The following is a 22265-nucleotide window of genomic DNA, read 5'->3' as shown; positions in this document are numbered from 1 at the left end:
CAATTCACACGTGCAAGCCGAACAGGGTCGATCCGCGCTACTTTCGTCTTGATATGTCGGGAAAACCCGCTAACGTTGCGGGATCGGACCGCTCCGGCACGACTGCCGCGAGCGACTTTCGACATCGAGAGCTATCACAATGCAAGAGGTCACTATGACGAGTTTCGGTCTAATTTAGACCGACACGCAGACCAAGTTCGGTTCACGTGTCGGTATCAACGTTTCATTCGTTCCGCCCGCGATCCGAATTCTTAATAAGACTCTCCGCGCCGGTACGACTTTTTCGCAAATCTCGAACCTAAGACGGAGCACCGGACCGATGAATGCGGTCTTTTCTTATCTTGAAAGCATTGTCTCTCCCTTCAAGCACCATGACGGAACGCCGCCGCCTTCCGATTTGAGCGCGTTTTACTGGCATTTCGTTCGCCAGATCTGGAAGCCGTTGGTATTGCTCATGGCGTTTGGATTCGTCGTGTCGATTATTGAAGTCACGATCTTCAATTATCTCGGCCGGATCATCGACTTTTTGAACACGACCAGTCCCGATCAACTCTTCACGGATCACGGTGGCGAACTGATCTGGATGCTGGTGGTCGTCGTGTTGCTGCGCCCGGTTTTCGGCGCGGGACACGCGATGATCAAATTCCAGATCATCGAGCCAGCCATGACCAACCTCGTACGCTGGCAGACCCACAAACACGTGATGGGGCAGTCGCTGTCCTACTTCAACAACGACTTCGCCGGGCGGATCGCGAACAAGATTATCCAGACAGGCCCGTCCTTGCGCGGTTCTGTTGTGTCGCTGATCGACGCGATCTGGTTCGTTCTGATTTATGTCGCGTCGGCAGTTTATCTGTTCGCCGGTGTCGATGCCTGGCTGATCGCACCGCTTGCCGGTTGGATCGTTATTTACGTGGCGCTTTTGAGTTACTTTGTTCCTCAGATCAAAGAACGCTCTGCAATCATGTCCGAAGCGCGTTCAAGCCTGACCGGACGGATTGTTGACAGCTACACCAATATCCTGACGGTCAAACTGTTTGCGGCGGGCCGCAAAGAGGAAGCCTATTCACGCGAGGCGCTGGAGGACCATACCCGGAAGTTTTACGAAATCCTCCGGCCGATATCGCGAATGGTCATTCTGCTTTGGACCGTCAACGGTGTTTTCATAGCGACTTTGAGCGCTCTTGGTATCAGTTTGTGGCAGAGTGGCCTCGTGTCCGTAGGTTCGCTGACACTCGCTATCACGCTCTCGGTCCGCATCGTGAATATGTCTGCCTGGATCATGTGGATCACGACCGACATATTCGAAAATGTCGGAACGGTGCAGGAAGGCATGGAGACGATTTCGCAGCCTCACAAGCTGGTGGATCGTGCGGACGCCAAACCGTTGGCTGTTACTGATGGCGAGATCGTCTTTGACGGCATTCGCTTCCACTACGGCAAGGACAAAGGCGTCATTGAAGACCTGTCGCTGCGGATTGAACCTGGCGAAAAGGTTGGCCTGGTCGGACGCTCCGGTGCCGGCAAGTCGACACTCGTCAACTTGCTGCTGCGCTTCTATGACCTTGAGGGTGGGCGAATCCTGATTGACGGTCAGGACATTGGCGCCGTCACCCAAGACAGCCTGCGGGCACAGATCGGCATGGTGACGCAGGACACGTCGCTGCTGCATCGTTCGGTGCTTGATAACATCGTCTACGGCCGCTCGGGTGCCACCCGTGAGGATGCTTTGGAGGCAGCTGCAAGAGCGCACGCAATGTCCTTCATTCCCGAGCTTCAGGATCTGAAGGGGCGGTGTGGACTGGATGCGCATGTCGGAGAGCGTGGTGTAAAACTGTCTGGCGGACAGCGTCAGCGGATCGCCATTGCCAGGGTTCTTCTGAAAGACGCACCGATTCTGGTATTGGACGAGGCGACCTCAGCGCTCGATTCCGAAGTCGAGGCTGCAATTCAGGACAGCCTGTTCGACCTGATGAAAGGCAAAACGGTGATTGCCATCGCCCACCGCCTGTCGACCATCGCTGCGATGGACCGGTTGATTATCATGGATCAGGGTCAGATCATCGAAGAAGGCTCCCACAAGTCGCTGCTGGAAAAAGGCGGGGTTTATGCGCAGCTCTGGAACAGACAGTCCGGTGGTTTTCTGGACCCTGCCGCCGCAGCCTAAGACAAATCGCAAGATCATTCGGTCTTGCGGTTTGCCTCGCGCCAACGGGTTGGCGCATTTGCGTCCCGTGAAGGTCAAGCGACCGTCACGGTACGCGCACTGGACGACATTTGCTCCGGCCTCTTTCACACGGAGGTTTGCGGCCGGGCAACAGATGCTCAATAGCCGACGCGTATGAACAGACCAGTCCTGAAGGCGCGACATCCAGGAGTAATGACTCCGGTCGCGGTGTCCGGTAACGCGCGGGTTTCGTTTCGGGCCCTTGTACTTTAACCTGTCGGCAACGACAGAATTCTCCAACGTTTTCAACAGGCAGAAGCAAAGATGGAAAAACGCAAATTGGGTGCCAACGGGCCCGAAATCAGCGCAATTGGATATGGCGCTATGTCTTTCACCGACATGTACGGGCCGACCAACGAAGCAGAAAGCCACGCCGTCCTGAATGCCTGTCGGGATCTGGGTGTCACCCATCTCGATACCGCAAATATCTACGGCATGGGGAAATCGGAGAACGCGATCGGTTCTTATCTGAGGGTCAATCCTGCTGCCCGTGACGAGTTTATCATCGCGACAAAGGCAACCATCACCAAAGACCAGAACGGCAACCGGGTCTTCGACAATTCCGCCGAGCATCTTGAAGCGGAATTGGACAAGTCTCTTCAGCGGCTGGGACTGGACCATGTCGACCTGTTTTACGCACACCGCCGTGACATCCGCTTCACGCCGGAAGAAACGGCGCAAAATCTCGGGCGGCTCGTGGAAAAAGGCAAGACGCGTGCAATTGGTTTATCGGAAATTGCCCCTACCACACTGCGCCGTGCGATGAAGGCCTTCCCAATCGCAGCTGTGCAATCGGAGTATTCCCTCTCCACAAGGGCACCGGACCTCGGACTGGTCCAGACATGTGCGGAACTCGGTGTTGCAATGGTTGCTTTTTCCCCCGTCGGCCGGTCGCTGCTGACGGACAATCCCATCCCGCGTGAGCGTATCCCTGACCTGCCGTTCCTTGCCGGTAATCCTCGCTTCAAGGAGCCGAACCTGAGCGAGAACCTGCGCATGATGGAGGGTTTTCGAAACCTTGCTGCAGAGATGGGAACGTCAGCAGCTGGACTGGCAAATGCCTGGCTGCTCTCCCGTGGATCCCACGTGATCCCAATCCCGGGAACAAGATCGGTGGACCATTTGCGCGAATGCATCTCCGGTGCGGACCTCAAGCTCTCAGAAACCGATCTTGAGCGTATCGATGAGGCACTACCAGTCGGCTGGGCCCACGGAGATCGTTACTCGGTTGCGCAATGGATCGGTCCGGAACGCTATTGCTGAGAAGACCTTTGCAAAAATCAATTGGCCATTTTCAAGGTCGCCGCCTGTACAATGCCGACACTATCAGAGCACGGCCTTGAGCTGGTCCGCGATCCGGCCGGTCTTGGAAAGGTCCTCTCCGCCAACGAAAATGAAGCGAAAGTCGCCATCCTGCCAGGCTGTGGTGGCAAGTCCGTGCAGCATCTCTGAGCTCGCATCGCTCCCTTCATCACCCTCGCCGCCCGTGGTGATGCAGAGCGCGTAGGGCTTGCCGTCGTCATCCGTGTAAACGATCTGGATAAGCGGGGCTTCGTCGAGCCCGAGTACCTGCACCCTGGCAAGCTTCAGCGAAGAAGGAGCCTCCAGTGCCGACAGGTCGAGCGGACGCCCGAGAGAATCGGCGGCCGCTCCGATCTGACGAGTGAGGGCGTCAGACGACGCCGTGGTCAAACGGACGGTATCGGCAACATAGAGTGACTGATATTGAGCAACGCGGCCACGCCAGTCGTCGGCCCTAGGCGTGCCGAGCCACATCGCGCCTGCCCCAAGTGTCGCCCCAAGAACCAAGACCGCGGCAAACCGAGCAAGGTGGCGGCTCTCTCGCTGGCTTTGCCGTGGCGAAAGCGCGGCATCTTCAATACGCCTCAAGACCTGATCCCCCGGCAACGACATCATGGCATCGCGCACCGGACCAGCGACCGGGTCGAGCGCCATGACACGGCTTTCCAGATCCTGATCAACGCGCATTGTCTGCTCTATTTCGCCAGCGCGCCTGTCATCCAGCTCTCCATTCAGAAAGGCCAGAAGTTCTTGATCCGAATAGGTCATTTCTGCTCCTTTCTGCTCTCTCCAAGTGTCACGTCTGCGTATTTTCTCAAGACTTTTCGTGCCGCGTGCAGGCGGCTCATCACGGTGCCGATCGGAACATCCAGGATCACAGCCGCTTCCGAGTAAGTGAATTGCTGGACGAATACCAGCTCTACTGCGCTGCGCTGTGCGTCAGGCAATGCCATCACCTTGGAGATGATCTCCCTGGCAAAAAGGTTCTGCTCTATACCGGGCGCAATATCGGGAAGTTGGTCGACATCGACCGTCGCAAAGGCCTTGTCTTGCCTGCTTGCGCGGCTGCGAAGCTCGTTCAGCCAAATCGACCGGCAGATTTGCAGGCACCACCCTTCAAAGCTTCCCGCGGAGCGAAACTGGTCCGCCTTCTCAACGGCGCGCAGGCACGTCGACTGGGACAGATCGTTGGTCATTTCTATGTCGCCCGTCAAGCTGAGCGCAAAGCGCCAGATCGATGGCAATGCCCTTGGCAACATATCCCTGACGGAGCGTGGCTTCATATCTTTTCCCTGCCTGCCGGCGGCGCGGCGGCCGCCGGCACACGCCGGATCTTATTCCACCGTAATGGTGATGACATCCGAATAGATCGGAGGATCATGCGGAATGTGATTGAGGTCGCCAAGCACCAGTTGCAGCGTGTGGGTTCCAGGTGACAATTCCACGACGGCTTCAGTCTGACCACCACCATAATGGATGTGGTTCTCGTCGGCCGGTATGTTGTAAACGAACTCGTCAGCACCGTCCTCGCCTTCACCAACCGGCGGCCGGTTGACAAACAGATGGTGATGCCCGGTGTTTTCCTTTTCAATTCCCGCAGGAGCAACGCCCATTCCGGACAGGCCGAAGACGACTTTCACCGGACCAGACACCTTGGCCCCGTCCTCAAGGTTGACGAAATAGACTTTGGCATCCGGATTGGCCGGCGTGTCTCCGGCAATAGCCTGCGTTCCGAACATGCCCAAGGCAATCACCATAGGCGCAACAACAAATTTCATAATAACTTTCCTCCCGTTTTCCAGCGATGCCCTGTAGACACGGGGGAAACTGATTTATTCATCTCTTTGGAAAATTTTTTTACCAGCATTTTTTTAGGCCGGGACACAAGCTTTTCCTGCACTAGTAGAATGCACCTCCGCCAGAGCGGATAGACATGAGCAGTGCTCGCTCCGGCCAGGTTTCGCGACCGCCGCGCGCGCGAATCTCAGCGAGCTGCACACGCGCAGCTCCCGGATCTCCCTGATCCACCAGTCCCATTCCCAGGTAGGACCGGGCAAACAGGTTGTCAGGGTTCGCTGCGAGCGCCAAACCGTAGAAAGCTTCAGCCGCGGCCCAGTCGCCAGACTTGCGTGCGATGAAACCGCGATATGTAAGCACAACGGTGTCGGTCTGATCCGTCATCGCGTCGAGCGCGAGGCCCGCGGCGACGTATCTTCCGGCATAGGCAAGCTCCCGTGCGGCCCGATAGCGATCGGCGTCGTTGAATAGATGTGCGTCCAGTTCAACACATTTTTTGGTCTTGTCGTCCCAGGCTTCGCCATCGGGACATTCTTTTGACGTCTGCGTGGGATCGGGCGGTTTGGTTTCCCAATCCCCTGGATCAACCGCGTATGCGGAACCGATCATGGCTGCAAAAAGCAAAGCCGCGACAATGGTTTTCATCAGGAAAATCCTACGATCTATGCACACCAATCGAGATGAATTGGCAGATAACCGCATCGCCATAGTGTATTCAAATCACTCTCCGATTCTCGCTATGAAACCGGGCTTGTCTCTACCGCTCGCTAAGACAGGTTCTCGACAATGACGGCAATGCCCTGCCCGCCACCGATACACATGGTTGCAGCACCAAGTGATTTTCCGGTTCTGTTGAGTTCATAAACAAGCTTCGTCATCAGGATCGCGCCAGTTGCGCCAATCGGATGTCCGAGCGCAACCGCACCCCCATTCGGGTTGACCTTTTCTGCCGGAAGCCCGAGCAAATCGTTGACAGCACAGGCCTGTGCTGCAAACGCCTCGTTGGATTCGACAATATCCAGATCCTGTGCCGTCACGTTTGCTCTTTTCATGGCGATCTGCATGGCCGGAACCGGGCCAATTCCCATGACAGCCGGATCCACCCCTGCAACACCGTATGAGCGGATCCGTGCAAGCGGCTTCACTCCGAGCTCGGCGGCTTTGTCCGCAGACAACAGGATAATGGCCGCCGCACCATCATTGAGGCCGGAGGCATTTCCCGCTGTCACCATTCCGTCTCGTTTGAAAACCGGGCGAAGCCCCGACATGTCCTCAATCTTCGCCTCGTGACGCACATGCTCGTCTGTATCGAAGGTCTTTTCCTTGCCGCGGCGTCCGACGGTGAGCGGAACGATCTGATCCTTGAAACGCCCATCGCGAATGGCCTCACTCGCACGGCGATGGCTTTCAACCGCAAACTCATCCTGCCGCGCCCGGGTGATGTCGTAGCGTTCGGCAACGTTTTCGGCCGTCACACCCATGTGGCCTATTCCGAACGGATCGTGCAGCGCGCCGATCATCATGTCGACGACCTGCGCATCGGCCATGCGCTGCCCCCAGCGTGCGCCGGGCAACTGGTAACCTGCGCGGCTCATGTTTTCCGCGCCGCCCACAAGTGCCACGTCTCCGTCTTCCATGGAAATCGCCTGAACGGCGGACACGATCGCCTGAAGCCCGCTTCCGCATAACCGGTTCATCGTCAGGGCGGGCGCATGATCAGGCACGCCAGCCTGCCGCGATGCGACGCGGGAAAGATACATGTCCCGTGGTTCCGTGTGGATCACGTTGCCAAAGAAGGCCTGATCGACCTGATCCGCCTCAACACCGGCCCGTTCAATCGCAGACTTGGCAACCGTCGTTGCGAGCTCGCAGGGTGGCGTGTCCTTGAGCGCGCCTCCAAAGCTGCCGACGGCCGTGCGCGCTGCGCTTGCTATGACGATCTCTTTCATCGATCCGGTTCCTTTGTTCCGAGCGCTCTGCCGACAACAGAGCCCACCCCGGTCATCCGCTATGTTTGCCACAACAATGTGCCCCGGACTGTGAGCGCGCGCAATCTGGCCAAACAGCCAGTCAATCCTTCGCGAGCAGTGTCATAGAGTGAGAATGACAGATCCGGCTCGTTCCCCGGCTGCGATCATGTCGTGCGCCGAAGCACACTCTTCGAGCGGCAACACTTTGGAAATCCGAATGTCGAGCGTTTCATTTTGCAGAAGCGTCGTGAGATTCTCGACAGCGGCCAAACGCTCTGTCGCCGACAAGAGATAGACCAGAACCAGGTCGATGGTGACCGCCTTGAACATCAGGGGATAAAACGGCAGGACGGGAGTCATCTCCTTGGCCGAGCCAAAAGCCGCAATGGTTCCCCTTTCGGCAATGACCTTGGTATTTGTCTCTACATTCTTGCCGAACTCAACCTCAACGATGCGATCAACAGGCACGCCAGCCGTCGCATCCAGGATCTGATCTGCCAGATCATGATCGGAATAATCGAAAACACGTTCAGCGCCTGCCTCGCGCGCCGCTCTTTGTCCGTCTTCGCCTCGTGCCGTGGCAAGAACCTTTGCTCCGGAAGCAACCGCCACCTGGATCGCAAGCCGGCCGACAGTCCCTGCCCCGCCGCTCACAAGAACGGTCTTGCCCTCAACAGCGCCACCACCCAGAACGGAATGACACGCCGTGAGACCCGGTATGCCAAGGACCGCGCCAGCTTCAAAGCCAACGTTGTCCGGCAATTTCACGGCTTGCTCCGCAGGAAGGGCAATGTACTCTGCAGCGGTCCCGAATGCGCGCTGCCATTGTCCGTTCCAGATCCAAACGCGTTCCCCAATCCGGCTTTCCGGGACACCCGACCCGACCGCCTCGATCACGCCTGCTCCGTCACTGTGCGGCACAATCGTTGGAAATGGCGGCTCGGTGACACCAGGACGACCGCCTGCGCGCGCGCGAATATCTGATGGATTGACGCCCGAGGTCTTGAGCCGCACGAGCACCTCGCCCTCAGCCGCTTGAGGAGCCGCAAGATCCTCCAGTTTCAGAACGTCTTTTGTTGCTCCAAAGCGGCTGTATGTGATGGCACGCATTCTTTATCTCCCGAAGTGAGCGAAATCATTCGGGCAAATATCATCGCCTGCCAAGACCTGATTTGCGGAGCGGTTCGAAAACACCCTGCAATCATCACAAAATCGATGAAAAAGGCCCACCGGAACAACCGGAGGACCTGACTTGATGCTCTTGAGTTTCATGCTCCAGGAACCGGACTTCGCCGGTTCCTTCAAGTCGCCTAGTGGCAGTCGGGACGCTCTCCCGGCAAAAGAACCTTGTCGATCACGTGGATCACGCCGTTGTCGGCCTGGATGTCGGCTATAATGACGTTCGCGGTCGAACCGGTGCCGTCGGCAATGTCAACGCCGCTGCCGGAGCGCGTGATGCAGGTCCGTTCGCTCGTCAAGAGCGGCTTGAAATAGTTGGATCCGACCGGGATCTGGTTAGATGTCAGCTTGCGGTCATCGACATGGTACAGCAGCACATTGGTGAGCTGATCCTTATTTTCCGGTTTCAGCAGAGTTTCAACGGTCCCATCAGGCAATGCGGCAAAAGCGTCATTGACTGGCGCGAAGACTGTAAAAGGACCAGGGCCTTGCAACGCATCCTGCAATCCCGCCGCCTGTACTGCGGCAACCAAAGTACTGAAACGCTCATCACCCGCAGCTATATCAACAATTGTGTTGGCGTTTGCTTGACTGGCAAAAAGACACACTGCTCCTGCAAGGGCCGTAAGGCTCTTTTTCATGACATCTACTCCTAGTGTCGCTTGATTACAGTGTCACTACGCCGCATTGATTAAGGTAGATCTTATCAATTTGGAAAAAATCGATATTTATTATTGCCAGGCAGCTGACAGTCGCGTTTTGGTTCGGCGAAAACAGTTTAATATTCCAGCCACGCCAATAAAGATTGCGCCAGCCGAACTCAAAGGGTCATGCATCTACATGCGAGAACCATAAAAGACGATCTCATCGCGCAGGATATAATCGTGGTGCAGCTAGTCCTTACACTCAATCTTTCGATGCCAACTGTGCATTCTTGTTGTGAACAGCACGATATTCCTTACCACCCGGAAGGGCTTATCAAACACGAATGTACCCGCTATCAATTTCGAATTTCGGATCAACTGGCAACGTAGGTCTGCGACGCTCAGGGCTGAGCGCTGGAAATCAGGGTATCCGGCATCCAATCGACAACGTACTTTCAGTGACTGTCGATGCCGTTTGCCAGGGCAAACAGAGCGGAATATCTTGCACGGCCATATCGCGGACGGAACACAGCGAGGAACCTGCTTCTCGTCCCGTTCATGCTGGAAACAGAGGACTTTTTTACCTACAGCCCGAACCAAAACGCATGATTGGTTCAACATGGGTCTACCTCGAAAGGCCACTAGCAAGATCGGAAAGATTTCTCACTCCGGAAACTTCCGATTTGCACCCTGTACCGAGGCCTGAGAACGGTCTCGGAATCTTTTGGGCAGATCCTATATATTGGCGGGCAAGACATTGTTTTCCCCGATTTGTGCCACCAGGACCCGCGCATGACCGCTACGCCTCCGCTCTTTCAGTTCGACAATACCTACGCCCGGGAGTTGCCGGGGTTTTACGTTGCCTGGGAAGGGGCAAAAGTGCCGTCTCCCTCTCTTGTTGTCTTCAACGAAGACCTGTCGGAAGAGCTCGGCCTGAATGCCAGTGCACTCCGGACGGCTGAGGGAGCCGCCGTTTTTGCCGGACTTCAAAGTCCCGACGGCGCTTCGCCCCTCGCTCAGGTCTATGCGGGTCATCAGTTCGGCGGTTTTTCACCGCAACTGGGTGACGGGCGGGCAATTCTGCTTGGAGAAGTGATCGACCGGCATGGAAGGCGGCGCGACATTCAGCTCAAGGGGTCCGGACCGACACCGTTTTCGCGCGGCGGAGACGGCAAGGCCGTTCTTGGTCCGGTTCTGCGCGAATACATCATGGGCGAAGCAATGTACGCCCTCGGGATTCCGACGACGCGTGCCCTGGCTGCGGTCACTACGGGCGAAACGATTTTCAGGGAGGGTCCCAAGCCGGGTGCCGTGCTCACCCGGGTTGCGAGCAGTCACTTGCGTGTCGGCACCTTTCAGTTTTTCGCAGCCCGTGGCGACACGGAAAAAGTTCGTCAATTGGCTGACTACGCCATCGCACGTCATGATCCGGACTTGTCTGATGCGGAAGACCGCTATCTGAAACTTTTTGTTCGTGTGATGGAACGCCAGGCAAACCTGATTGCAAAATGGGTGCTCGTGGGCTTCGTGCACGGTGTCATGAACACGGACAACACGACGATTTCCGGCGAGACGATCGATTATGGACCTTGCGCGTTTATCGACACCTATGATCCGGCTGCCGTATTCAGCTCAATCGATCACCAGGGGCGCTATGCATTCGGCCGCCAACCTTCCATCGCACAGTGGAACCTTGCCCGCTTGGCCGAGACCATCCTGGCATTGATCGATCCGGACGATCTCGACAAGGCGGTTGAATGTGTGAGCGACGAACTCGCACGCTTTCCGGAGCTCTATAAATCAGCCTGGCTGGATGGTATGCGCGCAAAGATGGGGCTCACCGGACGCGATGACGGCGACGAACAACTCGCAGAAGCGCTGCTCACTCAATTGTTTCAACACAAGATAGACTACACCCTGTTTTTCCGCCGGCTGTCCGGCGCAGCAACAGGTGCACGCGAACCGGTGACGCAGCTTTTCCCGGAACAGGATGGCATCGGTGCCTGGCTCTCGAAATGGACTGAAAGACTGGCAATGGACAGCCGGAATGCCGTGGAAACAGCCGACCTGATGAACGCGGTAAATCCGGTCTACATTCCACGAAATCACAAGGTCGAAGAAGCGCTTGCAGCCGCCGAAGACGGAGATCTTGCGCCGACGGAAAAACTCTTGGAAGTGCTCGGATCGCCATTCGCGGAAAGACCCGGTTTTACCGAGTATACAACTCCAGCCCCCAGCGAATTCGGCCCTTATCAGACTTTTTGCGGAACGTAAGCCAGGAGTGGCCGGTTCACTTGCCGGCCAGTCTCTCGACCAGGAACATCATCTCGCGATCCATCTCGTCGTCCGGCAGACCGACAAAGCGCTCTTCAAGACTGATGGCCACAAGCCCATGAAGCGCCGCAAAGCATGTCCGCGTTCGAACGGAGAGCTTCGTGTCGTCTAAGCCCGGATCTAGCTGTTTCAACGGCCCTGCGATAAAGGCAAGCAGATTGACGGTACCCTGGATATGGCTCTCGGGTGTCTCCCGCCCTTCAGGCAACTGATGCGTAAACAGCGTCTTCCACAAGTTGCGATGGTTCCGGGCGAACGCCAGATAGGTACGCGCGAGCGCCTTCAGTTGTTCTATTGGGTCTTCGATCCCGTCGACAGCCTCTGACATCGAAGCCTTGATCCGGCCCAGCGTTACGGTATCGACTGCCGCAATCAGGGCGTCCTGATCCTCATAGTGTTTGTAGACAGAACCGACCGAATAACCGGCTTGCGCCGCAATCTTGCGGATTTGAACGGCTTCCATGCCTCCGGTCTCGACCGCGCTGATCGCTGCCTCCAGTACCCGTCTTTGGGTCTCTTCGCTTTTCGCCTTCTGTCGTCCCGTCATTAATCATATCCTGCACTCAAAAGTGAACTCAGTTCATTTTTTTCTTGACCTACCGCATTTGATGTGGCTTTGTCAAATAATGAACCGAGTTCACTTTTGGAGGAAAAATGTTCGAGCCGCTTGTTTCGCACCTAAAGGCGCTGCTGGATGCAAGTGCCGACACGAATTCACATCAACCGTCCCTCGCCTCGCTTGGCTGGAACCTGCGCGACGCCGCGGCCTCTGTTCGGGCAGCCCAGGCAGCGCTTGCAAAAGCCAAGGCGGAGCAGCAGCAGGATCGCAACCGTCTCAAACAGATTTCTGCATCGGTTGAAGACCTGGAAAACCGGGCCCGTATCGCCTTGCTGAAGGGTGTCGACACCCTCGCCTTCGAGGCTGCCGAGACGATCGCGGTGCTGGAGGACGAGAAGTCCGAGCTTGAAACCGCAATCAAACGCTTCGACGAAGACCTTGTCGCTTTGACCGATCAGCTTCATCGCGCGCAGGGCAGATTGCGCGCTCTCAAGCGCGGAGAACGTACCGCCGCAGTGCGCCAGCAGATTCACAAAGCGCAGTCGCTTGGTTCGGCTGCCGGTCAGTCAGCACTGACAAGGGCTGAAGATCAATTGGAAGACATTCTTGAACGGCAGGAAAATGGGTTTCTGGCAGATCAGGCTTACGCCGAACTTGCGCCCGTAGATCAGCCACAAGCCGTCATTGAAAAACTGGCGGAAGCCGATTGCGGCGCACCGGTGCGCGTGCGCGCAAATGACGTGCTCGAACGGATCAGGTCTGAACTTCCCCTTCTCATCGAAACAGACAAGTAGAAAGGAAAGACACATGCAGGATTCACTCGTAAAGCACTCACACAACTGGGTTATTTTCACCTGGGTCAGTTTCGGTGTCGCCGCGGTGATGATGGCTCTGGGTATTTACAACCTCGAGGCCAGTTTTTCGGCCAAGGGCTTCTACACAATGTCCGCAATCATGCTCGTGCATACATCGGTAACGCTCACCAAGACGCTCCGCGACAAGGACGAGTCGGAAAAGCTTCACAACCGCCTCGAAGACGCCAAGACCGAAAAGCTGCTGCTGGACATCAACGGCACCGATCAGTCCTGATTTTCAATCTTAGTTCCCGGGTGGCTCTAAAGGGCCGCCTGGAAGGAGGTGAAATTGAGTAAGCCCCTTATTGTCTCGCGCCGGTTCGCGCCGCTGTTCTGGACCCAGTTCTTCTCCGCGTTCAATGACAACTTTCTGAAGAACGCTCTGGTCTTCCTTCTGCTGTTTCAAATTTCATCGACCGGAACACAAAGCGGCGATGCCGGTGTGCTGATTGCAGCTGCCGGAGCCGTGTTCATTTCACCCTACCTCTTTCTGTCGGCACTCGGCGGAGAACTCGCCGACAAATTCGACAAGTCGAAAGTGGCGCGGATCACGAAGGGTGCGGAAATTGGCGGCGCGCTTCTGGCTGCTGTTGGAATGATGCTCTCTTCCCTCCCCGTACTCTTTGCCGCTCTCTTCCTCTTCGGCGCGATGTCGGCTTTGTTCAGCCCGGTCAAATACGGACTGATACCGGAACATGTCGCAGCCTCCGAAGTGCCGCGCGCAAATGCCTGGGTTGAATCCGGAACCTTTCTCGCAATCCTCGGCGGCACCATCTCCGCAGGCTTGGTGTTTGCAACGAGTGCGCCTGTCGGGGTGTTTGTGCCCGTCATGATCGCGCTGGCATTGGCTTGCTACGCGTCCAGCCGCCAGATCCCCCATGCTTGGCCGGCGGCGCCCGATCTGAAAATCGACTACAACATCGTCACCTCCACATGGCGCATCTTGTCCGACCTCGCCAAAGACAGTCGTCTGTTCCGCGTCGCTCTGATGAACGCCTGGTTCTGGCTGATTGGTGCGATGGTCCTTGCGCTATTGCCTCTCATTGTGAAGGACATCCTGAACGGTCACGAACAAGCTGTGACTTACTTTCTGACCGTTTTCGCCGTCTCGATCGGCATCGGATCGGCATTGGCAGCCTGGGTTTCCGCAGGCCGTGTGAACCTTCTTCCGGCCCCCATCGGCACATTGCTGATGGCTCTGTTTTGTCTGGATATCGCTTGGACGCTCTCAACCGTCTCAATCGCGGCTTCGCATGAAAGTCTACTGGCATTCCTGCACGCAGACGGTGTTTTGCGACTGACGATCGATATGTCCGGCCTTGCCATTTCCGGCGCGCTTCTGGTCGTCCCGACATTTACCGCGCTTCAAACCTGGGCAGCTCCTGAAACGCGCGCCCGGCGCATTGCGGGCGCAAATGCATTGGGTGCTGCAATCATGACTGCGGGTGGCGTGCTGCTGGCAGGGGCACAGGCGGCCGGTTTCTCCGTTCCCATGATCATGATTGTCCTCGGCGCTCTCAATCTCGTCGCTGCTCTGCTTATGTTCAGGGGCCTTCCGACCAACCCGCTCAGAGATGCAGTATCCTTCCTTTACCGTGCCTTCTTCCGCGTTGAGATCGAAGGGCTGGAAAACCTGGAAAAAGCGGGCGATGCGCCGATCCTTGCGCTCAATCACGTCTCCCTGCTTGATGCCGGTCTCGCTCTCACTCTGACGGAGAGAGTGCCGACCTTTGCCGTCGATTATGAAATCGCGAAACGCTGGTGGGTGCGCCCGTTCCTGCATCTGGCAAACGCCCTGCCGATCAATCCGGCCAAGCCAATGGCAACGCGCTCGCTGATCAAGGTTGTGAACTCCGGGGAACCGATGGTGATTTTCCCCGAAGGCCGCCTGACCGTCACCGGCTCGCTCATGAAAGTTTATGACGGCGCCGCCATGGTTGCCGACAAGACCGGCGCGATGATCGTACCGATCCGCATCGACGGTCTCGAAAAGACGCCATTTTCCTACCTCAACCCATCGCAGATCCGCAAAAGCCTGTTCCCGAAAGTGAGGGTAACCATCATGGAACCGAGAAAACTGGAATTGCCGGACGACCTCAAAGGCCGCAAACGCCGAGCAGCTGCCGGCAGCGAGCTCTACGAGGTGATGTCGGACCTTATGTTCGAGACAAGCCTTGCCGAAGACCAAACCATTCTGGACCAGGTCATCGCAACGGCGAACGAGCGCGGCCTGTCGGAGGTTGCCCTGGAAGATCCACTTTCCGGGACACTGAGTTACGGAAAGCTCCTGACAGGGGTCTCGGTGCTGGGCCGCAAGATCTTGAAGTTGACCGCGGCCGAGGAAACGGTCGGTATCATGTTACCGAATGCCAACGGCTCGGCGGTAACGGTTCTTGCCGCAATGTCGGCCGGCAAGGTCCCGGCCATGATCAACTTCACTGCTGGTCAGGAAAACGTGCTGTCCGCATGCCGGACGGCGCAGGTCAGGACGATCCTCTCGTCTCGCACATTCATCAAGCAGGCAAAGCTCGAGGCATTGGTCGAAGGTCTCGAGCCGCATGTAGACTTCATCTGGCTGGATGAGCTGCGCAAGGAAATCGGGCTTCTGGACAAGATTAGAGGGCTGGCATTCCGCAAACGCCCGATCATCCGGCGTACCGGAAGCGATACGGCCATCATCTTGTTCACGTCCGGTTCGGAAGGCACACCGAAAGGCGTTGTGTTGACGCACAAGAACATTCTGGCCAATGCCACACAGGCAGCTGCGCGGATCGACTTTTCGCCATCCGACAAGGTCTTCAACGTTCTGCCGATGTTTCACTCGTTCGGCCTTACGACGGGTACGATCCTGCCGCTGATCTCGGGAGTACCAACCTATCTCTATCCTTCTCCGTTGCATTACCGGATCATTCCGGAGCTGATCTACTCGTCCAACGCGACGATCCTGTTCGGCACGGACACGTTCCTGAACGGTTATGCACGTGTTGCCCATGCCTATGACTTCCGTTCGCTGCGTTATTGCTTCGCCGGTGCGGAACCTGTCAAACCTTCCACCCGCCATACCTACATGGAAAAGTTCGGCTTGCGGGTCCTGGAGGGCTATGGGGTCACCGAAACCGCGCCGGTCATCGCGATCAACACACCGATGTTCAACAAGCCGGGTACGGTCGGCAAACTGATGCCGGGCATGACCGCGCGTCTCGAGCCTGTACCGGGTGTCGAAACAGGCGGCCGGCTGTTCGTATCGGGCCCAAATGTGATGGTCGGTTATCTGAAATCCGACAATCCGGGTGTGATCGAGCCGCTTGTCGATGGCTGGCATGACACTGGCGACATCGTTGATGTCGACGAGGAAGGCTACATCACCATCAAGGGGCGCGCGAAACGCTTTGCAAAGATCGGTGGTGAAATGGTGTCCCTGGCCGCCGTCGAGGCCATTGCAGGTCAGGTCTGGCCGGAGCATCTGTCGGCAGTCGCCGCCGTCAAGGATCCGCGCAAAGGTGAAAAACTGATCCTTATCACCGAATGCCCGACCGCCAATCGTGCGGACTTTCTGGAGGTCGCCAAGGCGCGTGGCGCTCAGGATCTGATGATCCCGGCAGAAGTCAGAACAGTCCCCGCTGTTCCTGTGTTGGGATCGGGAAAGATTGACTTTGCAGGAGTTACGAAGCTGGTGAACGATCCTGATATGTTTCGAGATGCAGCCTAAGCCATAAAGGAAATTGCGCCGGCCTGGACCGGCGCACTTCTTTCTTGCCCTTTTCTGCCGTGTGCGACTAGTCTCCGGCAACCGGCCTTCGGGCCACCCTATTCGCGCGCGCACACAGGAACAGCACTGCATGTCTACACCAGCCTATGACGACCAGAACGTCTTTGCCAAAATCCTGCGTGGAGAGCTTCCGAGCCACAAGGTATTCGAAGATGAAAAGACGCTGGTTATCATGGACATTATGCCCCGTGGCGACGGGCACATTCTGGTGATCCCGAAAGCACCTTCCAGAAACATTTTCGACATTGAACCTGTGGATCTGAATGCGGTCATGGCAACCGTCCAGAAAATGGCGCGCACCGTCGTCAAGGCATTCGGCGCGGACGGAACGACCATTCAGCAGTTTTCCGAACCAGCAGGCGGACAGGTGGTCTTTCACACACACGTCCACATCATTCCGCGGTTCGAAGGCGTGTCGCTGAAACCGCATACCGGAGAGATGGCGGACAACGATCTCCTCGCCGAACAGGCGGATCAAATTCGAGCTGCGCTCGACTAAATCAGACGCCCGAACACCCGATGCCCAAGGACACTGCTCGCCTGTTCACATTCCAGAAGGCGTGCATGATGGAACTTTTCGACGAGGACGGATGCTACGTGCCCACATGGGAGGGAACCGGTGTGCGCGGCAATCATCGCGTCGCGTATGAGTTTGTCAGCGAACACCTATGCAATATCGGCCTGTCTCAAAGTCTGACGCCACCAGTCTGGACGTTCGAAGCTGAGCCCGAGGAACTGGATCTGCTCGCAGCAATGCTTTTGTCCGATCACGAGTTGGCCCAATCCGATTACATCACGCTGGAGCTGGAAGTCCCCGAGAAAACCATATTGCGAACGTCTTATGGTGCGTGGTGCGACCTTTATTTCGACTGCCTTGAGAAAGGTCAGGTCGAGGATGACGGCAAGTGGCTTGATTGCGACCTTGCCGACGACTATCAGCCATATACGGTCCAGGCGATAATTTCCTGCGTTCGAAAGCCATGGATCGTGAGTGCCGAACCGCTCAGTGTTGCAGTGGCCTGATGAGCCGAAAGTCTGAGCGTCAGGCAATACCCGCTGCGGTTGCCGCTTCTTCTTGCTCTTTTGCAAGGTTCTGATCTTCCTGAAGAACCTTCACGGCCGCAGGTCGCTCGAAGAAGCGGGCTGTGTATTCTTTGAATTCATCGAATTCGGGCACAATGCCGAACATCATGCCCCATCTCAGACCCATCGCCCAAAGGACATCCAGTGCGGTGATGCTCTCACCAAGAACAAAAGTCTTGCCCGCCAGTTGCGCACGCATGTTCTCCATGACCGTATCAAAACTGCCATAGGGTGACATGGACTGCGGCGGCTCTTCCCGCTTGAGCGCCCTGTCCACCAATGCCGGTTCGAAACACGATGCCACATAGACGAACCAGCGCAGGTAAGGCCCGCGCAACGGGTCGTCCAGACCTGGCGTGAGCCCTCTTTCCGGAAAAAGATCCGCCAAGTAGAGATAGATGGCGACCTGCTCCGTGACGACGGCATCGCCGCACCGGACTGTTGGAACCTTACCCGCAGGATTCAGTTTCAAAAAACCGGGTTGCCGGTTTTCGCCCAGTTTGACGTTCAGGACATTCAAGGTGTACGGCGCGCCGAGTTCTTCCAGGAGAACACGAACACCCGTTGCACGGGTCTGGGGCGCGTAAAAGAGTTCGACCTGTTCTGCCATGTCACTCTCCAGTGCTCGGTGAGACAGTCGATATCTAGCCTACCCTATCAACCAGCCACCAGCCACCGATCAAAAAGGCTTCGGCGGCCAGTACGCCGACAATGACCTTCTGCCGGGACAGGAAAAAGGCCCCAAAACCGGCACACGCAGCAGCGATACGCAGCCACATGGGTGTTTCCCCCAGGATCCCTTGCGGGAACAGGATCAGTTTGGAGATAAGGCCGGCAACCAGCGCCGTCGCCACGCAGCGCACCCAGATCAGCAGCTCGCTGTCTTCGCGCAAGCGCCCGCTGGCAAAGACGCCGATCCAGCGCCACACATCCGTCGCCAGCCAACCTGCGACCAGGATCATCACATAAGGCCACCACCAGGTATCCATCATGACGTCACCACTCATGACAGGCCTCCGCGGAAGATCTTCATTCCGAAGAATGTCACAGTGCCGCCAATCAACCCTGTCCAGAGCAGATCAAGGCCCGGTAGATAGAGGAAGAACAAGGGCCCAAGCACAAGACCGACCACCATCGCCGCCTTGTCGACGTTCAGGCGCGCCGCGCCCCAGAGCGAACAGAGGAAATAGACCGGCGTCAGCAGCACCAGCGCACCGGCAACGACATCGGGCAGCCGTTCAACCGCCAGATAGGCAATCCCGGTCATGCAGAAGACGAACGACGTCACGGCAGAACCGAACCCGGTAAAATAAGGAAGGCGCGCCTCGCGCGGGAGTTCCGGAAGGGTACGCATGGCGAACACCCAGGCGGTGACGGCCACAAAATGCGAGGCAATCAAGAGATGCCAGTTCTTGGTCTTTCCAGGAACCTTCACCATGGGCATCAGGGCCATCGTCATCGGCATGAGACGAACGGAGGCAAGCGCCACGGCAATGGACGCAGGGATCAGCCCCATGCCTGACGAAAGCGCTCCGGTCAAAACGACGATGGAGGGCAGCGCCCAGATGAAACCGGTCATTGCAAGGGTTTCTGCAAGCGACAGGCCGGTCTCCCGTGCCAGTCCTGCAAACCCGACAAAGGCCGCAGTGAGGATCAGGGCCGGGATTGATATGGCTGCACGTGCACCCAGCAGAAACCACTCTCTGCCGGATTTGGGCGGATCTTCAGGCAGATTCGATTGCTCGGTTCCCTCAGGAACAGTCATTTGAAATGGACTCGAATTTCAGAAAGTAAGGTAGCCTTATCTTTTCGCAGAAAACTTGTCCAGTGCACTAAGGGTGGAGGGGTACGCCGGGAGGCAGGAGCCGGGCTCCTGAAGCAGTCACAAGCACAAGACGCATAGCTCATCTCTTCAACTCGCTTTCGCCGCATTTGCTCCATCAAATAGGCCCGATTTTTCAATCAGGAAACGATTTCGCATGCATCTATTCCAGACGGTCGGGGCAACTTTTTTCTTGATCCTTCAATTCCTCGCCTCAGCTTATTCTGCAGAAGATGGCCGCCTTTACCCAAGATGCGGCGGTGAATTCGATCTGTGCGGCTATGTCGAATGGCCGTCGGAAGAACTCGTCATTCCCCGCCGGTTCGAACGGGCGTTCCCTTTCAGCGAAGGATTTGGCGGCGTTCGTGTTGACGGGCGCTACGGCTTTATTGATCGCACCGGCAAGATAGTTATCGAACCAATCTTCGACCTGGTGGGGCCCTTCAACCAGGGACACGCGGAAATTCTCGTCGGCAATCAGACCGGCGTTGTTGACACGGCGGGGAACATCGTCGTGGAGCCCAAGTTTGCTCGCGCCATTCCCTTTACAAGGGATGTCCTGCTTGTCGTGGAAGGGACTTGGCGAAATGGATACTACCAAGGCCATGAAAAACTTGAGGGTTTCGGATTGTTGTCTTACTTTAGGGGCAAACCTGCGAGGCTCTACCATATTCGAAACGGCTTGATCTCGGACGCTGGCTTCACGTTCGCCTATTTCGACGATCCGGGCCGTGGCCTGATCTGGGCAGCAGAACAAAACAACAAGAAATTGTTCGGTCTGTTGCGAGCTGATGGTACCTGGCAGGTCAGGCCGAGATTCTCATACGTTAGAAGCCTCAATTCGGGCAGAGCAATTGTCAGGGGCAAACCAGATCAACCGGATCGTTTGCCTACTGACAGGGTGAACGGGGATGCATGGGGTGCCGTCGATGAAAACGGTGAAATCGCCGTTCCGCTGACCTTCGACTTTCTTTCATTTTGGCGTGCGGGTTACGGGACGACCCGGGAAGGAGATCTCTACGGTCTGATTAAGAAAGACGGCGCTCTGCTTGGCGGACGCCTATTCGACGGCGTTGACCTTCGCGAAGACGGCTTGTTGCCAAGAGTCCTAGAAGACGGGATCTGGCACAGCATCAATCCAGACGGTAGCCTGATACCTGATCAACTCGGCGAGCGGACACTCTTCACCTGTCCCGACGGTCTGAAACTTATTGATAAATCTGGCTATCTTACGATCTCCCATCCGAATCTGGATACTCCCATCCGGACCACGAAAGAAACACTTTTCCATTCGAAATCCGACGAAAATTGCGACAGGCCGTTTTTGATAATGGTCGGCGAAAGAACCTTCCGATTCGTTACAACGGACGGACGCCTCATTCCGTCACTTTCTGTAGAGAACACATATTCCTTCCGGAATGGACTGGCGGCCGTAGCCGTGAACGGCAAATGGGGAGTAATCGACGAGAACGGTCAGTTCGTGATTGCCGCTGCTTTCGATCTCCTCAAGCCGGATCGTGACGGGACCTTTCGGGTCCAGAAGGATGACCAAACCTTCTGGATCGACAGTGACGGGCACGAGGTCGATGCCCCACCCGAGAACACACAGGAACAACGCGCTCAGTGGCTGCAATGCCGCCACGGCATGACGCTGTTTACCGAAAATGGGCTTTGGGGCATGAAGCGTCCGGATGGCAGCGTCTTGATCAAGCCCGAGTACCGAGCGCTTAACTGCTTTTCTCAAGGCGTCGCCTGGGCAGCAAAAGACGGCAGAACAAGCTGGTGCCCAATTGGCACCGATGCGAGTGAACGCTCGAAGCCGGATTGCCAGGAAACCTACTATCCGATGATCGTAACGCACCACTTTCCGGAGAAATTCTCCGAGAACCCGCATGATAGCAGTGTCTTGTGGGTTAGAGCACTGCTGGACTATGCACTCGGCAAGCGAAGCGAAGCACCGCGTTGGATCTCGGATGGCATCATGGGAGACGTAAGCCACTCTGTGATGCGACGATAAGCTTCGCTCCGGTAAAGACTGGCTACCCCCCCACCGACCGCGTCAGACCTACAACAATACGGATATTCTGACTGTGATATAGGCCGCTTCGTCGCTCGCCAGATAGGAAATCAGACTGGAAACCTCGCAGGATCGCCTGTTACGGCCCAACGGAACGCGTTCGCGACGGTTTCCCTTTTCCGGCGAACTGTCGATAAACCGGGAAGAATGTTGTTCATGCGTACGTTTTGTGCCGCGAACTTGTCTGAAAAAAGCTTGGTCAAGCTGGCAAGTCCGGCGCGGAAGACACTGGAAGTCGGAAACATCGGGTCGGGTTCGAAAACTGCAAAGGTCGAATTGTTGAGAATCGTCCGGTCACCCTGCGCCGGCATGGTGGGAGCAACAAGTCGACTCTGGCGAATGACATTCATCAGGTAACAATCAATACCCTTGGGACAGTCCTCATCCAAAATTTCCAGGATGTCACATTTGGGACAGTGCCCAGCCGAATTTATCAGAACATCAATGGGTCTTGTAGCTTCCAGAGACTTTTGAACAAACTCTTTCAAGTCGTCTGTTTCCAGATTGGAACCGGTAAATCCGAAGCCTCCTAACTCCTCAGCAAGTGCTTCTCCCTTTCCCGACGAAGACAGGAACATGGCCTTCATGCCGTCCGCTGCCAGACGCCTTGCGGCATCAGCTCCCATTCAGGAGCCTCCGGCTGTAATC

General features: G+C 56.5%; 20 protein-coding genes and 1 pseudogene. 9 read left to right on the top strand and 12 right to left on the bottom strand.

Annotated features, from left to right (window positions below):
• The first annotated feature begins 319 nt into the window (after positions 1 to 319).
• On the top strand, positions 320 to 2167 hold the full coding sequence (locus Q0915_RS08180) for an ABC transporter ATP-binding protein (protein ID WP_299481880.1): 1848 nt from the start codon (positions 320 to 322) through the stop codon (positions 2165 to 2167).
• 324 nt (positions 2168 to 2491) lie between these two features.
• A complete protein-coding gene (locus Q0915_RS08175; protein WP_299481877.1) occupies positions 2492 to 3490 on the top strand; it encodes an aldo/keto reductase in 999 nt (332 codons plus the stop codon).
• Positions 3491 to 3553: 63 nt separating this feature from the next.
• Here Q0915_RS08175 and Q0915_RS08170 read toward each other — a convergent pair whose 3' ends face one another.
• From Q0915_RS08170 to Q0915_RS08140, 7 genes are all read right to left on the bottom strand, one after another.
• Positions 3554 to 4297 carry a hypothetical protein gene (locus Q0915_RS08170; protein WP_299481874.1) on the bottom strand — a complete coding sequence of 248 codons (744 nt, stop codon included), beginning with the start codon at positions 4295 to 4297 and terminating at the stop codon, positions 3554 to 3556.
• Positions 4294 to 4812 (bottom strand): sigma-70 family RNA polymerase sigma factor, encoded by a 519-nt coding sequence (locus tag Q0915_RS08165; RefSeq protein WP_299481871.1) that lies wholly within the window; start codon positions 4810 to 4812, stop codon positions 4294 to 4296. Before Q0915_RS08165 ends, Q0915_RS08170 begins: the two co-directional genes overlap by 4 nt.
• Before the next feature lie 51 nt (positions 4813 to 4863).
• A complete protein-coding gene (locus Q0915_RS08160; RefSeq protein ID WP_299481867.1) occupies positions 4864 to 5307 on the bottom strand; it encodes a DUF4399 domain-containing protein in 444 nt (147 codons plus the stop codon).
• 121 nt (positions 5308 to 5428) lie between these two features.
• Positions 5429 to 5971, bottom strand: a complete 543-nt coding sequence (locus Q0915_RS08155) for a hypothetical protein (RefSeq protein ID WP_299481864.1) — start codon at positions 5969 to 5971, stop codon at positions 5429 to 5431.
• A 122-nt stretch (positions 5972 to 6093) separates the two neighbouring features.
• Positions 6094 to 7275 carry a beta-ketothiolase BktB gene (gene bktB / locus Q0915_RS08150; protein WP_299481861.1) on the bottom strand — a complete coding sequence of 394 codons (1182 nt, stop codon included), beginning with the start codon at positions 7273 to 7275 and terminating at the stop codon, positions 6094 to 6096.
• Between the two features lie 141 nt (positions 7276 to 7416).
• Entirely contained in the window at positions 7417 to 8406 is a 990-nt protein-coding gene (locus tag Q0915_RS08145; RefSeq protein ID WP_299481858.1) for an NADPH:quinone reductase, read from the bottom strand.
• 200 nt (positions 8407 to 8606) lie between these two features.
• The gene (locus tag Q0915_RS08140; protein WP_299481855.1) at positions 8607 to 9116 is read right to left on the bottom strand and encodes a fasciclin domain-containing protein; all 510 of its coding nucleotides are present in this window, start codon (positions 9114 to 9116) and stop codon (positions 8607 to 8609) included.
• 795 nt (positions 9117 to 9911) lie between these two features.
• Here Q0915_RS08140 and Q0915_RS08135 point away from each other — a divergent pair.
• Positions 9912 to 11393 carry a protein adenylyltransferase SelO gene (locus tag Q0915_RS08135; RefSeq protein WP_299481852.1) on the top strand — a complete coding sequence of 494 codons (1482 nt, stop codon included), beginning with the start codon at positions 9912 to 9914 and terminating at the stop codon, positions 11391 to 11393.
• Between the two features lie 16 nt (positions 11394 to 11409).
• Here the strand turns inward: Q0915_RS08135 and Q0915_RS08130 are convergent, their stop codons facing one another.
• Entirely contained in the window at positions 11410 to 12000 is a 591-nt protein-coding gene (locus tag Q0915_RS08130) for a TetR/AcrR family transcriptional regulator (RefSeq protein WP_299481849.1), read from the bottom strand.
• Positions 12001 to 12107: 107 nt separating this feature from the next.
• Between Q0915_RS08130 and Q0915_RS08125 the strand changes: the two genes are divergently transcribed.
• From Q0915_RS08125 to Q0915_RS08105, 5 genes are all read left to right on the top strand, one after another.
• Positions 12108 to 12806 (top strand): PspA/IM30 family protein, encoded by a 699-nt coding sequence (locus Q0915_RS08125; RefSeq protein WP_299481846.1) that lies wholly within the window; start codon positions 12108 to 12110, stop codon positions 12804 to 12806.
• A 13-nt stretch (positions 12807 to 12819) separates the two neighbouring features.
• Complete coding sequence (locus Q0915_RS08120) at positions 12820 to 13101, top strand: YiaA/YiaB family inner membrane protein (RefSeq protein ID WP_299481843.1); 282 nt, start codon at positions 12820 to 12822, stop codon at positions 13099 to 13101.
• Positions 13102 to 13155: 54 nt separating this feature from the next.
• Entirely contained in the window at positions 13156 to 16575 is a 3420-nt protein-coding gene (locus Q0915_RS08115) for an acyl-[ACP]--phospholipid O-acyltransferase (RefSeq protein ID WP_299481840.1), read from the top strand.
• Between the two features lie 130 nt (positions 16576 to 16705).
• The gene (locus Q0915_RS08110; protein ID WP_299481837.1) at positions 16706 to 17134 is read left to right on the top strand and encodes an HIT family protein; all 429 of its coding nucleotides are present in this window, start codon (positions 16706 to 16708) and stop codon (positions 17132 to 17134) included.
• Between the two features lie 65 nt (positions 17135 to 17199).
• Positions 17200 to 17658, top strand: coding sequence for a hypothetical protein (locus Q0915_RS08105; protein WP_299481834.1), 459 nt, complete (start codon positions 17200 to 17202; stop codon positions 17656 to 17658).
• Positions 17659 to 17677: 19 nt separating this feature from the next.
• Here Q0915_RS08105 and Q0915_RS08100 read toward each other — a convergent pair whose 3' ends face one another.
• The 3 genes from Q0915_RS08100 to Q0915_RS08090 are packed head-to-tail and all read right to left on the bottom strand — an operon-like array spanning position 17678 to position 19483.
• A complete protein-coding gene (locus Q0915_RS08100) occupies positions 17678 to 18328 on the bottom strand; it encodes a glutathione S-transferase family protein (protein ID WP_299481831.1) in 651 nt (216 codons plus the stop codon).
• Between the two features lie 34 nt (positions 18329 to 18362).
• On the bottom strand, positions 18363 to 18725 hold the full coding sequence (locus tag Q0915_RS08095; protein ID WP_299481828.1) for an AzlD domain-containing protein: 363 nt from the start codon (positions 18723 to 18725) through the stop codon (positions 18363 to 18365).
• Positions 18722 to 19483: an AzlC family ABC transporter permease gene (locus Q0915_RS08090; RefSeq protein ID WP_299481825.1), complete on the bottom strand. Its 762-nt coding sequence runs from the start codon at positions 19481 to 19483 to the stop codon at positions 18722 to 18724. Before Q0915_RS08090 ends, Q0915_RS08095 begins: the two co-directional genes overlap by 4 nt.
• A 214-nt stretch (positions 19484 to 19697) precedes the next feature.
• Between Q0915_RS08090 and Q0915_RS08085 the strand changes: the two genes are divergently transcribed.
• Positions 19698 to 21557, top strand: a complete 1860-nt coding sequence (locus Q0915_RS08085; RefSeq protein ID WP_299481822.1) for a WG repeat-containing protein — start codon at positions 19698 to 19700, stop codon at positions 21555 to 21557.
• A gap of 22 nt (positions 21558 to 21579) precedes the next feature.
• Here Q0915_RS08085 and Q0915_RS08080 read toward each other — a convergent pair.
• Positions 21580 to 22243 (bottom strand): annotated as a pseudogene (locus Q0915_RS08080) (SDR family oxidoreductase).
• Positions 22244 to 22265 lie beyond the last annotated feature (22 nt).

The organism is uncultured Roseibium sp., assembly GCF_947494555.1.
In the GTDB taxonomy this organism is placed as follows: Bacteria; Pseudomonadota; Alphaproteobacteria; order Rhizobiales; family Stappiaceae; genus Roseibium.
This window is presented reverse-complemented; position numbering and strand designations above follow the sequence as displayed.